The organism is Kitasatospora sp. NPDC001175, assembly GCF_053598215.1.
Window position 1 is genome coordinate 290309 of sequence record NZ_JBSFJU010000002.1, and the last position, 13510, is coordinate 303818.

At 73.6% G+C, this 13510-nt stretch carries 16 protein-coding genes; 13 read left to right on the forward strand and 3 right to left on the reverse strand.

Going from position 1 to position 13510, the window contains the following annotated elements; translation table 11 throughout:
• Positions 1–7: 7 nt before the first annotated feature.
• Positions 8–265, reverse strand: coding sequence for a hypothetical protein (locus tag ACWDAK_RS03250; RefSeq protein WP_344636409.1), 258 nt, complete (start codon positions 263–265; stop codon positions 8–10).
• A gap of 170 nt (positions 266–435) precedes the next feature.
• On the opposite strand from ACWDAK_RS03250, the gene ACWDAK_RS03255 reads away from it, so the two are divergent.
• From ACWDAK_RS03255 to ACWDAK_RS03290, 8 genes are all read left to right on the forward strand, one after another.
• Positions 436–1029, forward strand: a complete 594-nt coding sequence (locus tag ACWDAK_RS03255) for a DUF4255 domain-containing protein (protein ID WP_427394407.1) — start codon at positions 436–438, stop codon at positions 1027–1029.
• Positions 1030–1079: 50 nt separating this feature from the next.
• On the forward strand, positions 1080–1988 hold the full coding sequence (locus ACWDAK_RS03260) for a hypothetical protein (RefSeq protein WP_344636407.1): 909 nt from the start codon (positions 1080–1082) through the stop codon (positions 1986–1988).
• 39 nt (positions 1989–2027) lie between these two features.
• Entirely contained in the window at positions 2028–2717 is a 690-nt protein-coding gene (locus tag ACWDAK_RS03265) for a hypothetical protein (protein ID WP_427394406.1), read from the forward strand.
• A complete protein-coding gene (locus tag ACWDAK_RS03270; protein ID WP_344636405.1) occupies positions 2687–3061 on the forward strand; it encodes a hypothetical protein in 375 nt (124 codons plus the stop codon). Before ACWDAK_RS03265 ends, ACWDAK_RS03270 begins: the two co-directional genes overlap by 31 nt.
• Complete coding sequence (locus ACWDAK_RS03275; protein ID WP_427394405.1) at positions 3058–3579, forward strand: hypothetical protein; 522 nt, start codon at positions 3058–3060, stop codon at positions 3577–3579. Before ACWDAK_RS03270 ends, ACWDAK_RS03275 begins: the two co-directional genes overlap by 4 nt.
• Before the next feature lie 139 nt (positions 3580–3718).
• Positions 3719–3871, forward strand: coding sequence for a hypothetical protein (locus ACWDAK_RS03280; RefSeq protein ID WP_427394404.1), 153 nt, complete (start codon positions 3719–3721; stop codon positions 3869–3871).
• 21 nt (positions 3872–3892) lie between these two features.
• Positions 3893–4429: a hypothetical protein gene (locus tag ACWDAK_RS03285; protein WP_427394403.1), complete on the forward strand. Its 537-nt coding sequence runs from the start codon at positions 3893–3895 to the stop codon at positions 4427–4429.
• 114 nt (positions 4430–4543) lie between these two features.
• Entirely contained in the window at positions 4544–5332 is a 789-nt protein-coding gene (locus ACWDAK_RS03290; RefSeq protein WP_344636402.1) for an AfsR/SARP family transcriptional regulator, read from the forward strand.
• A 209-nt stretch (positions 5333–5541) separates the two neighbouring features.
• On the opposite strand, the gene ACWDAK_RS03295 is transcribed toward ACWDAK_RS03290, so the two are convergent.
• Positions 5542–5958, reverse strand: coding sequence for a DUF3592 domain-containing protein (locus ACWDAK_RS03295; protein ID WP_344636401.1), 417 nt, complete (start codon positions 5956–5958; stop codon positions 5542–5544).
• 408 nt (positions 5959–6366) lie between these two features.
• Here ACWDAK_RS03295 and ACWDAK_RS03300 point away from each other — a divergent pair, with 408 nt between their 5' ends.
• The 4 genes from ACWDAK_RS03300 to ACWDAK_RS03315 all read left to right on the forward strand — a co-directional run bounded on the left by ACWDAK_RS03300 (position 6367) and on the right by ACWDAK_RS03315 (position 10819).
• Entirely contained in the window at positions 6367–6690 is a 324-nt protein-coding gene (locus tag ACWDAK_RS03300) for an SAV_915 family protein (protein ID WP_344636400.1), read from the forward strand.
• The gene (locus ACWDAK_RS03305) at positions 6687–7136 is read left to right on the forward strand and encodes an Lrp/AsnC family transcriptional regulator (protein WP_344636399.1); all 450 of its coding nucleotides are present in this window, start codon (positions 6687–6689) and stop codon (positions 7134–7136) included. The genes ACWDAK_RS03300 and ACWDAK_RS03305 overlap by 4 nt, the downstream gene beginning before the upstream one ends.
• 156 nt (positions 7137–7292) lie before the next feature.
• A complete protein-coding gene (locus ACWDAK_RS03310) occupies positions 7293–8261 on the forward strand; it encodes a DUF4331 family protein (RefSeq protein ID WP_427394402.1) in 969 nt (322 codons plus the stop codon).
• 65 nt (positions 8262–8326) lie between these two features.
• Positions 8327–10819: an ATP-binding protein gene (locus ACWDAK_RS03315; protein ID WP_427394401.1), complete on the forward strand. Its 2493-nt coding sequence runs from the start codon at positions 8327–8329 to the stop codon at positions 10817–10819.
• A 65-nt stretch (positions 10820–10884) separates the two neighbouring features.
• Here ACWDAK_RS03315 and ACWDAK_RS03320 read toward each other — a convergent pair whose 3' ends face one another.
• Positions 10885–11412: a universal stress protein gene (locus ACWDAK_RS03320; RefSeq protein WP_427394400.1), complete on the reverse strand. Its 528-nt coding sequence runs from the start codon at positions 11410–11412 to the stop codon at positions 10885–10887.
• A 386-nt stretch (positions 11413–11798) separates the two neighbouring features.
• Here ACWDAK_RS03320 and kdpB point away from each other — a divergent pair.
• The coding region (kdpB, locus tag ACWDAK_RS03325) for a potassium-transporting ATPase subunit KdpB (RefSeq protein WP_449806442.1) at positions 11799–13510 on the forward strand (1712 nt) is incomplete at its 3' end.

Below are 13510 nucleotides of genomic sequence, written 5' to 3' on the forward strand. Positions count from 1 at the left end.
GTTGTCGTCAATAGGTACTGGTGGCAGCCGAGTCGGCAGTCGGGTGGCACGAGGAAGGGCAGAGCTTCTCGTACTCGGTCAGCACCTCGTCGATCACGTGCTTCCGCTTGGCCTCGCAGGCGGCCGTCCTGGCCGCGTCCTGGCACTCCAGCCCGGCCTTGGCCCCCTCGAGGACGGCGATGGCCTGCCAGCCCTTGAGGATGCAGACCAGCTCGCGGCAGAGGCGGTCGACATAGTCGGCGACGGTGGTGAAGCCGTGCCACACCGCCCTCCGCTGCCGGGCCAGGGACTCGAGGACGGCCGTGCGGGGCCGAGGAGTTGCGATCGAGAAGTAAACACCGGCCGAGTGTGCGCGCCGGACTGTCACCGGCGCGTCGCCGGACGGCCCGGCGGTCGGCAACGCGGTGGTGACGCTTGACGGCGCAGCATCGGGCCATGGCTGGATACCGGGCACTCGCCGCCGTCGGGCGCAGCGTCGTCGCGCTGCTCGACCGGCACTTCGCCGAGCGGATCCCGGTCGGCCGCCGGCCGGAGGCGGTGCTGGCCGGGCCGCTGGACTTCGAGAAGGTGGACACCCCCGGGGCGGTGATCCGGCACCCGGCGGTGTCGGTCTACTGCTACCGGCTGAGTATCGACAAGGAGACCAGACCCGGTTGGTCGGCGGTGGCTGCGCGGGACGGCGTACCCCGGTTGCCGCTGCGGATGCATCTGATGGTCGCGGCCTGGGACCAGTACGTGGAGGCCGAGTTGGAGTGGTCGGGCCTGGCGGCGCAGGTGCTGGAGAGCGACAGCATCCTCACCGGGCCGCTACTTGACCCGACCGGGGACTGGGAGGCCGGGGACATGATCCAGCTGGTCGCGGACGAACTCGCGATGGACTCGCTGAGCGAGGCGTTCCAGGCGTTCACCACCGAGTACCGGCTCTGCCTGCCGTACCTCGCGCGGGTGATCCGCATCGAGGGGCCGGCTCAGGGAGCCTCCGGACAGGTCGCCACGGTGGCGGCCGGGGTGTCGGAGGTGCGGCGATGACCGGCCGGCCGCCGGGCCGCGGGACGAGCGGAGCGGTGGGCGGCGGAGCCATGGGTGGAGAACCGGTCTACGGCGGGGCACCCGGCGGTGGAGCCCTCGACGTGCTGCACCGGCTCGCGCTCGCGGTGTCCCCGGTCGACGCCAGGACGAACGGGCCGGTCGCGCCCGGCGTCCGCGCCGACCGGGAGGCCGAGGGCCCGGTCGACCGGTTCGGCCGCTCGCTGCTGCGGGTGCTGCCGCTGGAGGCGCACGGCGGTGGTACGGCCTTCGTGCTGCGCTACGGCAGCGGCAGTTGCGGCGGTGGCGGGGTGCGCGGCCGGACGGTGAGCCTGCGGATCGCGGACCCGGCTGCCCGCTGGGTCCCGCGCCGGTTCACCCTCCCGCTGTGGAGCCGGGCCGAGCTGGCCGAGGCCGACCGGCAGCCGCCGGGCATGTTCGTACCGGTGGCGGCCCGGCTGCTGCGGCCGTGGCTGCTGCCCGGGGTGGCCTACCCGGTGGCCCGGGGGGCGACCGGGCTCCGGCTGCGGGTCACCCTCGAGGGGGCACCGGTGCGCTGGCCCAGGGTGGAGGCGTTCGGCCCCGGCGGCCTGCGGGTCGGCTGGGCACACGGCGACCAGTACGGCCAGCTGCTGCTGCTGGTGGACGGCACCGGCGCGCTGCCACCGCCGGCGCCCTCGCACTTCGACGTCGCGCTGCGCGCCCACATCCCGGATCCGGCGGCCGCGCCACCGCCCGAGGCGCTGGACCGGCTGGACGCGCTCGACCCGCTGGACCCTCTGGGGGACTTGGTGGTGGAGGCCGTCGACCGTTCGCACAACCCGCCCCGGCCCGAGGACCTGGACAACGACGTGCTGCGTGGCATCGCCGTCCCGCCCGGCTATCTGACCGCCACCGGGGACGCCGTCCGGTCGCTCACCGTCGGCCAGGTGGTCCGCGCGCCCGACCTGCAGTTCAGCTGACGTGCCGACCCAGCGACCCGCGACCGAGGAGGTCCGCCCGTGCCCGAGTACCTGACCCCCGGTGTCTACGTCGAGGAGACCAGCTTCCGCTCACGCTCCATCGAGGGAGTGCCCACCAGTACCTTCGGCATGGCCGGGCGGACGGAGTACGGCCCGGTCCCGTACAGCGTGGCCGGTACGACGGTGGTGCCCGGGCCCGCACTGGTCACCAGCTTCACCGAGTACGAGCGGGCCTTCGGCGGTCTGAGCATCGACGGCGATCCCTGCTGGCTCGCCCTCGCGGCGCGCGCCTTCTTCGCCAACGGCGGTCGGCGGCTGTACGTCTCGCGGGTGTTCAGCTACACCATGACCGGCACCGGGCCGAGTCAGGTGATCGACCAGGACCGGAACTTCGCCGCGCTCGCCCTTCCGCTCGGGGCCAAGACCCCGCTGCTGCGCTGGCGGGCCCGCTGGCCCGGTACGGCCGGCGCCCGGATCAACGTCTCGGTGGCGTTCCGGCGCAGCAAGAACGTGCTGGTCGGCGGCCGGCTGACGGGGGTCCAGCCGGCCACCCATGGCTCCGCCGCCCACCGCTCCGCTCGTCCCGCGGCCCGGCGGCCGGCCGGTCATCGCCGCACCTGGTCTGCGGCCTGGCGCCCGCGCTGCTCGGCGCGACCTCGCGGCCGGACGCCGGCGGGCCGCGCCTGGAGGTGGGCTCGGTGCACTTCTCGCGCGGTGACACCTGCCTGAGCTTCTGCGTCACCGCACCGCTCGCCGAGGGCTCGCTGGAGCACGCGATCGAGATCCACTCGCTCTCCGACCGCGGCCTGGGCTGGTCGCGGGACGAGGTGCAGTCGATCCGGCTGACCGACGGCGGGCTGCGGGTGGTGGTGGACCTCGACCGGGCGCCCGCCTACGAGCTGGTGCGGGTCCTGATCCGGGGCACCGGGCCGGCGCCGTGCTACGGGCGGGACCCGAGAGTCCCCTTCGCCGGGCTGCGCGGCGGCCCGCCGGGGAGTCCCGACGACGGCCACGACGCCGTGTTCACCGCACAGTTGACCCGTACCGACCGCGCCGGGAGGGCAGACTCATGACCACAGCGGCCGGCACCGGCGACACCACCGGTCAGCCTTCGTCGGGTTCGGACGGCACCCCGTCGACGGCCGGCGGCGGCATCGACCGGCTCAACCCCTTCGACGGCCTGTTCCTGCGCGCCGAGCACCTCGTCCGGATGCAGGACTACGCCCTGGCGCTCGCCACCGCGGTCGGCGCGGCCGGCGGCCCCGGGGTGGTGGAGGGCTTCGAGGTCACCAACAGCCAGGGGGTGCTGCAGATCGGCGGCGGCCTGGCGATAGACGGGTACGGCCGGCCGCTGCGCTCCGGCCGGGCGGTCGCGCTGCCGCTGGCCGATCTCAGGCCCGACACCGACACCTACTGGTGGGTCGAAGTCACCTCCGCCGCCTGGGAGTACGGCGAGAGCGCGGTCCAGGGGACGTTCTGCGACGACCCCTGCTCGGGCGGCGCCACCCGCCGTCCGTACCTCGCCGAAGGGGTGCGGCTCAGGCTGACCCCCCGCCACCGAGGGCGCCCTGGGCAGCCGGCCGCCCGCTGACCGGCGGGGCTGGCTGGCCTCGCGGCTGTTCGCCGCCGAGCGGGCCGAGGCGTCCCCGTGGCCCTACGATCCCGCCGGATGGTCCGTCCTGCCGGGGAATTGGGCCCCGCCGCCGGCCGCCGCGACCAGGCCGACCGCGGTGCGGCTGGCGGTGGTCCTCCCGGTCGGCGACGACCACAAGGCCTGGGAGGTGGACATCTGGGCGGCCCGGCGGGAGCGGGGCGCACCGCCGCCGCAGCGCTACTGGCAGGGCCGGCTCGGGATGCGCCCCTGGGACGTCTTCATCGCCTAAGTCCTCCAGTTCCAGGCCCTGTTGGCGGAGCGTGCGCTGGCGCGTCCGCTGCCCGTCTCGGGTCTGGCCGCGCTGACCGAGCGGCTGGCCCGGCTGGACAATTCCTATCTGCGGCGGCACACCAAGACCGAGCTGGGAGAGGAGATCGCCCGGATGGTCGAGCAGTCGGGTGCCGGTCTGCTCGACGGCGCACCGGCTGCCGGCCAGGACCAGGTCGCCCTGTCGGCGCTGGGCATCCACGAACTCCCGCCCGCGGGCTACCTGCCGTGCAGCTACAGCACCACCGGCGACCTCCGCGCGGTGCTGGACCGCCTGCTGGGCGACGGGGTCGACCTGCGGATCTGCCAGTACGGCCTGGCCGAGATAGCCCAGGCGGTCCAGGAGGCGCAGCGCCGGGACCGGATCCCGCTGGCGGCGGCGTGCCGGCCGGGCGTGGACATCCTGGTCCCGACCGACCCGTGCGGGGAGCAGCAGGGGAGTTGGGTGGCCTTCGTGCGGCGCGCGGTCCGGTACTGCGGCGGGGAGGGCGCGGTCGCGGCCGAGTCCGCTGTGAATTGAGCTGCGCAGCGGTACCGGAGGTCAACCGGTTACCCTCGGTTGTCGAAAGGTGACGTTGGGGTGACGAAGTGCGCATACCATCTGCAGGTCGGGCTTCGAGCAGGAGGGCCGTCCATGCACGCACAGTTCCCGGAGTCGCCGGTACTGATCCCCGGACAGGGGCAGGCGCCGACTCTGCATCTCTTCGGCGGGCCGCGGGTGGTCCAGGCAGGGCGACGGCTGGAGGTTCCCGAGGGGAGCAAACGGCTGCTGGCCTTCGTGGCCCTGAACGGCGGCCGGGTCGAACGGCGGCATGCCGCAGGAGTGTTGTGGCCACTCGGCGACGACCTGCGGGCCGCGGGCAATCTGCGCTCCGCGCTGTGGCGGCTGAGAGCCGCCGGCATCGACATCCTGGACTCCGACAAGTACGCGCTCAAGGTGCGCGAACACACCGTGGTCGACCTCTACGTCCTCTGCGACTGGGCGGGCCGGCTGATCGACGGTACGGCCACCGCCGGGGACCTCTGCGCGCTCAAGTGGCGGGCGGACGCGCTCGATCTGCTGCCCGGCTGGTACGACGACTGGGTGCTGATCGAGCGCGAGAGGATCAGGCAGCGGCTGCTGCACGCGCTGGAGGCGCAGAGCCGCCATCTGGTCCGGGCCGGGCGGTTCGCGGAGGCGGTGGAGTCCGCGATGGTGGCGGTCGGTGTGGAGCCGCTGCGCGAGAGCGCCCAGCGCTCGCTGATCGAGGCGCACCTAGCCGAGGGCAACCTGGTGGAGGCGCTGCGCAGTTACGACGCCTACCGCAGCCTCACCCGGCGTGAGCTCGGGGTCGAGCCCGGCGGCGAGCTGGCGGCGCTGCTGCGGATGTACTGCGAGTCCGGCCGCCGCCGGCTGCGGACGGAGGGGGCGGGCCGCTCCTGAGCCGGCGCCCGCGGAGCTCCCGCACGCCGGTGCGCCGGGCCCGCCGAGTCCGTCGACCTGCTGGTCCGGCGTTCAGGTCCCGTTCGGCGGTGTCGGGTTCCGTGTCGGCGTCAGGCTCCCTACGGCAGCGCCACTTCCGGGTGGCGCTAGTTGCCGGGTGGCGACGCCGGGTCCGGTTCCCCGGTCGTGTCGAGTTCGCCGGGTAGGCGTCACGTCCCGTACATCAGCAGGCTCAGCGCGGCGAGGGTGACGGCGGCGCCGGAGGTGAGGAAGACGTACTCCAGCCAGCGGCGCTCGCGCCCGTCCAGCAGTACCTGGGCCGGATCGGCGGGGTCGTAGGTGATCCACACCCGGCTGCCGTCGGTCAGGCAGCGGGAGCGGCTGGACGGTACCGGGGAGAACACCTCCACCACCTCGCCGTCCGCGGTGGTGAACTGCAGCAGCGGGCGTGGGCTGCCCAGCAGGTCCTCGGCGCTCAGCGCCCGGTACCTGACCAGCGCCCGGGCCGGCAGCCCCACCCGCCGCAGCCGCCGGATCTCCCGCAGCCCGGCCCGCCCCGCGAGCAGGGCCAGCAGGCCGCCGAGCCCCGCGAACAGTGCCGGACCGATCCAGAGCGTGCCGCCCATCGTCCCATCCCCCTGCTCCAGTGAACTTCCGGTGAACTCTGCCGACTTTCCGGGCGGTGGAATTCCCGGTTCTGATGTGACCTTCCCCTCGCCGAACCGGGGGGCTCGTCGATTTCCGCTAATTTCCGCGGACCAAGGAAGCGGTGCAGCCCTCTCCAGTCTGCGCCCGTTGCCGCCGGTCCACCCCTCTGTCCTGCGGATATTCCGGACCGCCCGGTCCGGGGCCGGGCCGGGGAGCGGCCGGGACGCGTCAAGACGGCGTCAGGAGAGCAGTGTTCATGGTCAACACGCCGTCAGGAGGTCTTGCGATACCGTGGATCCGGCCTAGCGTCGGTGGTGCCCTTCTCCGGGTCGAGGACGATCCGCAGAGCATTCCGCAGAGCTTTCCTTCGCAGCAGGAGGCCCGCTGTGACCAGCACCGAAACCGCCCCGGAAGAGCCTGACGAACATACCGCCAGGTACGTCCCGGTCCGGAGCGTCGGAACCGCGAGCGTGCTCCGGTTCTTCCGCCGACGGGACGGCAGCCGCTGTGTCCTGGCCTTTGGTTCGGCCGCGGATGCGCGCGAACTGCTCGGTCCCGAACAGGAGTTGATCGATCTGGCGCTCCCCGCACTGCGGGAGATGATCGCCCCTCTGGGCGTCCGGCACATCGTCCTGGATCCCAAACTGGTCGCCCCCGCCGTCACCGACACCCCGCAGCGCCCGTTCACCGCACTGGAGCCCCAGCGGTGAGCGCACTGCCGGTGCCCGCCGCGCGGCTGGACGAGCTGGATGTCGCCTTACTGCGGGCGCTGCGCGCCGACGGACGCGCCCCGGCGGGCATGCTCGCCGAGCGGCTGTGCGTGACCGAGGCCGCCGTGAACGCCCGGCTGCGGCGGCTGGCCGCCGACGGGGTCCTCACCGGGGTGCGCGCCGAGGTGGACCCCTCCGCCCTGGGGCGGCCGCTGCTGGCGGTGGTCCGGGTCCGCTACGGTCCGAACCCACTGGATTTCACCCGTTTGGCGGAACATTTCCCGGCCGTCCAGTCCGGGCTCGCCCTCGCCGGCGAGGCCGACCTTGAACTGCACCTCGCCTGCGTCGACCGGTGGGAGCTCCGCGCGGTGGTGCACGGGCTGCGCCAGGCCGGAGCCGCTCACGTTCACGCGGAACTCGTCCTCCGCCGTCTCACCGCCCACTGAACCGGCGGGGTGCCGGCCCCGCGGGGTGGCGGCGGGGAAGTCCCCTGCGGGGCGCGGGAGACCGCGCCCCGCAGGAGCTGGTGCCCCGCCCCCGAGAAGGTCCGCCGGGGCCCGCGAGGTGATGCGCCGCCCTGCCGCCCGGCAGATGCTGAGGACATGTCCCACCACCTCAGCGGACCCGGCGGCCGCTCTCCCCGTGGCGACCCGAGACTCGACCTCACCGACGTGTACGCGTTCGCGGTGCACGGCGGCCGCACCGTGCTGATCATGAACGTCCATCCGGACGCCCCGGCCAAGGGAGCCGCCTTCCACCCGGGCGCGGTCTACCGTCTCAACATCGACACCGACGGCGACCACCGCGCCGACGTGGCCTACAGCTTCGTCTTCTCCGACCCCGCGGACGGCCCGCAGACCGCCGCCGTGCACCGGGCCACCGGCGAGCAGGCCCGCGCGCACCAGGTCGGCGGGAAGCAGCTGCTCACCGGCGTCCCGGTCGGTCTGGACATCGAGCCCGCCGTGGTCGTGGACCACACCTTCAAGTTCTTCGCCGGGCTGCGCAGCGACCCGTTCTTCGTCGACCTGGACGGCATCGTCAAGGGCTTCCAGTGGACCGGCGTGGACTGGAGCGGCGACAAGAACGTCCTGGGCATCGTGCTGGAGCTGGCCGACGAGGACCTGGGCACCGAGGGGCCGTTCGGCGTCTGGGCCAGGGTGAGCCTGCACGAGAACGGGCGGCTGACCCCGGTCGACCGCGGCGCCCACCCGTCCCTGATCGCGTACTTCGCCGAGAACGACGACGCCAGGGCCGCCTACAACGCCGGGGAGCCCGCCGACGACCTGGCGACCCATCTGGCGCCGTTCGCCGCCGTGCTGCAGCACACCGGCGGCTACGAGCGGGCCGCCGCCGAGCAGGCCCTGCGCACCGTCCTGCCGGACATCCTGCGCTACGACCGCAGCAGGCCCGCGGCTTACCCGAACGGCCGGACCCTCACCGACGACGTGACCTCCGCCCGGCTCGCCATGGTCACCGGCGGCAGGATCACCACCGACCACATCCCCGCCCACACCGACCTGCTGCACGACTTCCCCTACCTCGGCAACCCCCACCACGCCAGACGCCCGTAGCACTCCTGGCGCCTGGCCGGCTTATCGTGGGACCGGACGTACACGCGAGCGAGGAACGATCCCCCGTGGCCGCTGGTGGCGGAACCCTGCGCGTCTACCTCGGCGCCGCGCCGGGAGTCGGCAAGACCTACGCCATGCTGGCCGAGGGCCGGCGGCTGCGTGCGGGCGGCCTGGACGTGGTGGTCGCGCTGGCCGAGACGTACGGGCGGCGCGGCACCGAGGAGCAGCTCGGCGACCTCCCGGTGGTGCCGCGCCGCGCCGTGCACTACCGGGGCATGGCGCTCACCGAGATGGACCTGGACGCGGTGCTCGCCCGCCACCCGGCCCTGGCACTGGTGGACGAGCTCGCCCACACCAATGCCCCCGGCAGCCGCAACACCAAGCGCTGGCAGGACGTCCGGGAGCTGCTGCGGGCGGGCGTCGACGTGGCCACCACCCTCAACATCCAGCACCTGGAGAGCCTGAGCGACGTGGTCGAGCAGATCACCGGGATCGTGCAGCGCGAGCAGATCCCCGACGCCGTGGTGCGCGCCGCCGACCGGATCGAACTGGTCGACCTCAGTCCGGAGGCGCTGCGCACCCGGATGGCACAGGGCGAGCTCTACCCGAGCGACCGGATCGACGTCGCCCTGGACAACTACTTCCGCGCCGGGAACCTGGGCGCGCTGCGCGAGCTCGCGCTGCTCTGGCTGGCCGACCGGGTGGAGGAGGAACTCGCCGACTACCGTGCCAGGCACGGCATCCGGGCACCCTGGGAGACCAAGGAGCGGATCCTGGTCGCGCTCAACGGCACCCGGCAGGGCGAGCACCTGGTCCGGCGCGGTGCCAGGACGGCCGCCCGGGTCCACGGCGACCTGATCGGCGTTCACGTCCGCACGGACGACGGAGCCATCCAGCACGAACCGCCGGGCCTGGCCGCGCAGCGCGCCCTGCTGCGCGAACTGCACGGCAGCTACGTGGAGATCGGCGGGACCGACGTCGCCAGGACCCTGGTGGACTTCGCCCGGACGGAGAGCGCCACCCAGATCCTGCTCGGCCCGACCGGCCGGTCCCGGTTGCGGGAGCTGCTGACCGGCTCGGTGATCAACCGGGTGATCCGGATGGCCGGACCGATCGACATCCGGGTACTGCCACCGCCGTCCCCCGAGCAGACGGCGCTGCCGAGGGCCCCGCGCCCCCGCCGGCCCGCCCGCGTCCCGGCCCGGCGGTGGTGGACGGCCTGGCTGCTCGGGCCGCTCGGGGCACTCGCGGTGGCTGCCGCGCTGTCACCGCTGCGCGGCTCGCTGGGCCTGTCCGAGATCCTGCTCTGCCTGCTGCTGCTGGTCGCCGGGGTGGCCGGGCTCGGTGGACTGGCACCGGCCGCCGGGACGACCCTGACCTCGGTCCTCGCCGCGGACTACTTCTTCACCACGCCCTGGCACAGCCTGGTGGTCGGCCAGGGCGCCGACCTCGCCCCGCTCGGGGTGTTCCTGTGCGTCGCGGGGATCATCAGCCATCTGATCGACGGGCTGACCCGCCGCTCCCAGGAGGCGGCCCGGGCGCGGGCCGAGGCCCAGGCCCTGATCAGGCTGGCGGGGGAGACGGTCCGGGGCGAGGGCCGCACGCTGCGCCGCCTGCTGTCCGAACTGCGCCGGGCGTTCCGGCTGGAGGCGGCGGGCATCCTGGCGCCGACCGGTGCGGGCTGGCGCCCGGTGGCCTCCTCCGGCGGTCCGCTGCCCGCCCGCCCACAGGACGCCCCGTTCGCTGCCGAACTCGGCCAGGGCACCGTGCTGGTGCTGGCCGGCGGGCCGATCGACGAGGAGAACACCCGGCTGCTGGGCCCGTTCGTCACCCAGTTGCGGCTGGCCGAGGAGCACGAGCGGCTCACCCGGGAGGCGGCCGCCGCCCAGTCGCTGGCCCGTACCGACGCGCTGCACACCACCTTGCTGGAAGCCCTCGCCCATGACCTGCGCGGACCGCTGGCCGCCATCCGGGAGGCCGCGGCCCGGCTCGATGCCGCGCCCGAGGCCGAGACCATCGCCGCCGAGACCGAGCGGCTGAACCACTCCGTCGCCAACCTGTTGGACCTCAGCCGGCTGCGGGCCGGTCGGGTCCCGGTCGCACTCCGCCCGACGTCGCTCGGCGAGGTCCTGCACGCGGCCGTGGCCAGCCTGCCGGGTACGTGGGCGGAGCTGGCGCTCGGTCCCACCACCGGACTGCCACCGGTCGAGGCCGATCCGGGACTGCTGGAGCGCGCGCTCGCCAACGTCCTGGTCAATGCGCGGGCCTGGTCGCCACCGGGCGCGGCGGTCCGGGTCGACACCGGGACCGTGGCGGACCGGGTGCACCTGCGCGTCATCGACCGGGGGCCGGGCATCGCCCCCGAGGAGCGCGAGCGGATCTTCCAGCCCCTGCGCGGGCGCCGGACCGGGCCGGGCGGAGCACGGGAGACCGGTACCGGGTTCGGACTCGCGGTGGCCAAGGGCTTCGTCGAGGCCATGCGCGGCGAACTCTCCGTCGAGGGAACCCCGGGCGGCGGCGCGACCTTCGTGTTCAGCCTCCGCCGGTCCGACCGCTGAGCCGACTGCCGATCCGACCGCAGGACTGCCGATCCGACCGCAGGTTGGTCCGCCGGGTTGGCCGGTCAGCTCGCGGTCGTGCCCGCCGGACGGGCCCAGGCCGCCGCCCGGCCCGACAGGCGGGGCATCGGCGCCCCGCTGCGCACGGTGAACTCCAGGCTCTCCAGCAGTTCGGACGGTGAGACCACCAGGACCTCGCATCCGGCGTGCGAGCGGCAGTGGCGGGTCACCGAGCCGTGGATCACGTGTTGCAGGCGGCCACCGCGGCTCGAGCCGAGCACCAGCAGGTCGGTGGGCCGGTCGGCGGCCGCGACCAGGGCCGGGCCCGGATCGGCGCGCACCACCACCGGGCGGATCACCAGGTCGCTCGGGTAGCCGCCGAAGGCCTGCTCGAAGACGGTGTCCATCATCCGGTGTGCGGAGTGCTCCAACTCCGAGAGCGGGCGCAGCCGTTCGGCGTCGGCATGGCTCCAGGCCGTGACCGGGACCAGCACCGCGCTGCGCCGGGCGGCCTCCTCCACGGCCCGGTGCACCGCCGCCAGGCTGCTCAACGAGCCGTTGACCCCAACGACCACCCGGACACTCTCGACCATTGCCATCCGCTCCCATCGGGATCCTGGACCAGTGCCGGCATTCCACCTCCATTCGACCTCGAACGGCCCGCCCGGCAGCGCGGTTTGACGCGGACCGTACGCCGTGACCGGCAGCCTTGACGCGGTCTTGACGCAGCGCGCCCGACGGGCGGGCCGAGGGCGTCAAAGCGGTGTCAAGGTTTTCTGACGCGACATCAGGAATGCGTCAGAACCAGGGAGGACGCCCCGGCCCGCGCGGTTGGCTGCGGCTTGGCCCGTACCCGTACCGATTCGCCGCCCGCCTCGCACTTCCCCGCCGCGGGCCCGTCCGAGAAGGTCGCCCGATGTTCCAGCAGGCTCCCGAGAGGGACGTCAACGTCCGTACCGTCACACCCCGTGCGTCCCAGATGCCCGCCGGGAGGCGACATCGGGCGGCAGGCGGGCTCTTCGATCCCAAGCAACTGGTCACCTCCTTCCCGGAAGCGCTGCGCAAGCTGCACCCCCGGCTGATGCTGCGCAACCCGGTGATGTTCGTGGTCGAGGTCGGCTCGGCGCTCACCACCCTCTCGGCCGTGGTCTCGCCGAGCGTGTTCACCTGGTTGATCAGTGTCTGGCTCTGGCTCACGGTGGTGTTCGCCAACCTGGCCGAGGCGGTCGCCGAGGGGCGCGGCAAGGCGCAGGCGGAGTCGCTGCGCAAGGCGCGGACCGGGACGGTCGCCCGGCGGCTGCTCAGGTGGCGGGTGGGCCTGGAGCACTGCGCGGAGGAGCGGGTACCGGCCGAGGCGCTGCGGCAGTACGACTTCGTGGTGGTCGAGGCGGGGGAGACCATCCCCGGTGACGGCGACGTGGTCGAGGGCATCGCGGCCGTGGACGAGTCCGCGATCACCGGTGAGTCCGCGCCGGTGATCCGCGAGTCCGGCGGTGACCGCAGCGCGGTGACCGGCGGAACCAGGGTGCTCTCCGACCGGATCGTGGTGCGGATCACTTCCAAGCCCGGGCTGACCTTCATCGACCGGATGATCGCCCTGGTCGAGGGCGCCGAACGGAAGAAGACCCCGAACGAGATCGCGCTCAACCTGCTGCTCGCGACCCTGACCGTGGTCTTCATCCTGTGCATCGTCAACCTCCAGCCGCTGGCGATCTACGCGGGCGCTGAGCAGAGCCTGACCGTCCTGGTCGCCCTGCTGGTGGCGCTGATCCCGACCACCATCGGCGCGCTGCTCTCCGCGATCGGCATCGCCGGCATGGACCGGCTGGTGCAGCGCAATGTGCTGGCGATGTCCGGCCGGGCGGTGGAGGCGGCCGGCGACGTGGACGTCCTGCTGCTGGACAAGACCGGCACCATCACCTTCGGCAACCGGCAGGCCACCCGCTTCGTCCCGCTCCCGGGCGTGGACGGTGCCCAGCTCGCCGAGGCCGCCCAGCTCTCCTCGCTCGCCGACGAGACCCCCGAGGGTCGCTCGATCGTCGTCCTCGCCAAGCGCCACGGGCTGCGCGAACGGGCCGAGGGTGAGCTCGGGCGGATGGAGTTCGTCCCGTTCAGCGCGCAGACCCGGATGAGCGGGGTCGACCTGAGCTGGCCCGACGGCAGTCCGACCGTCCGGGTGCGCAAGGGCGCGTCCGCCGCCGTCTCCGCCTGGGTGTACGAGCTGGGGGGACAGGTCCCGCCGCAGGCGCACCAGGCGGTCGAGATCATCTCCTCCGGCGGCGGCACCCCGCTGCTGGTCGCCGTCCACGACCGGCACGGTGCCCGGGTGTTGGGCGTGATCCAGCTCAAGGACGTGGTCAAGGACGGCATCCGGGAGCGCTTCCTGCAGCTGCGCCGGATGGGCATCCGCACCGTGATGGTCACCGGGGACAACCCGCTGACCGCCAGGGCGATCGCGGACGAGGCCGGGGTGGACGACTTCCTCGCCGAGGCCACCCCCGAGGACAAGATGGCCCTGATCAAGAAGGAGCAGGAGGGCGGCAAGCTGGTCGCGATGACCGGCGACGGCACCAACGACGCCCCCGCGCTGGCCCAAGCCGACGTCGGTGTCGCGATGAACACCGGCACCATGGCGGCCAAGGAGGCCGGCAACATGGTCGACCTGGACTCCAACCCGACCAAGCTGATCGA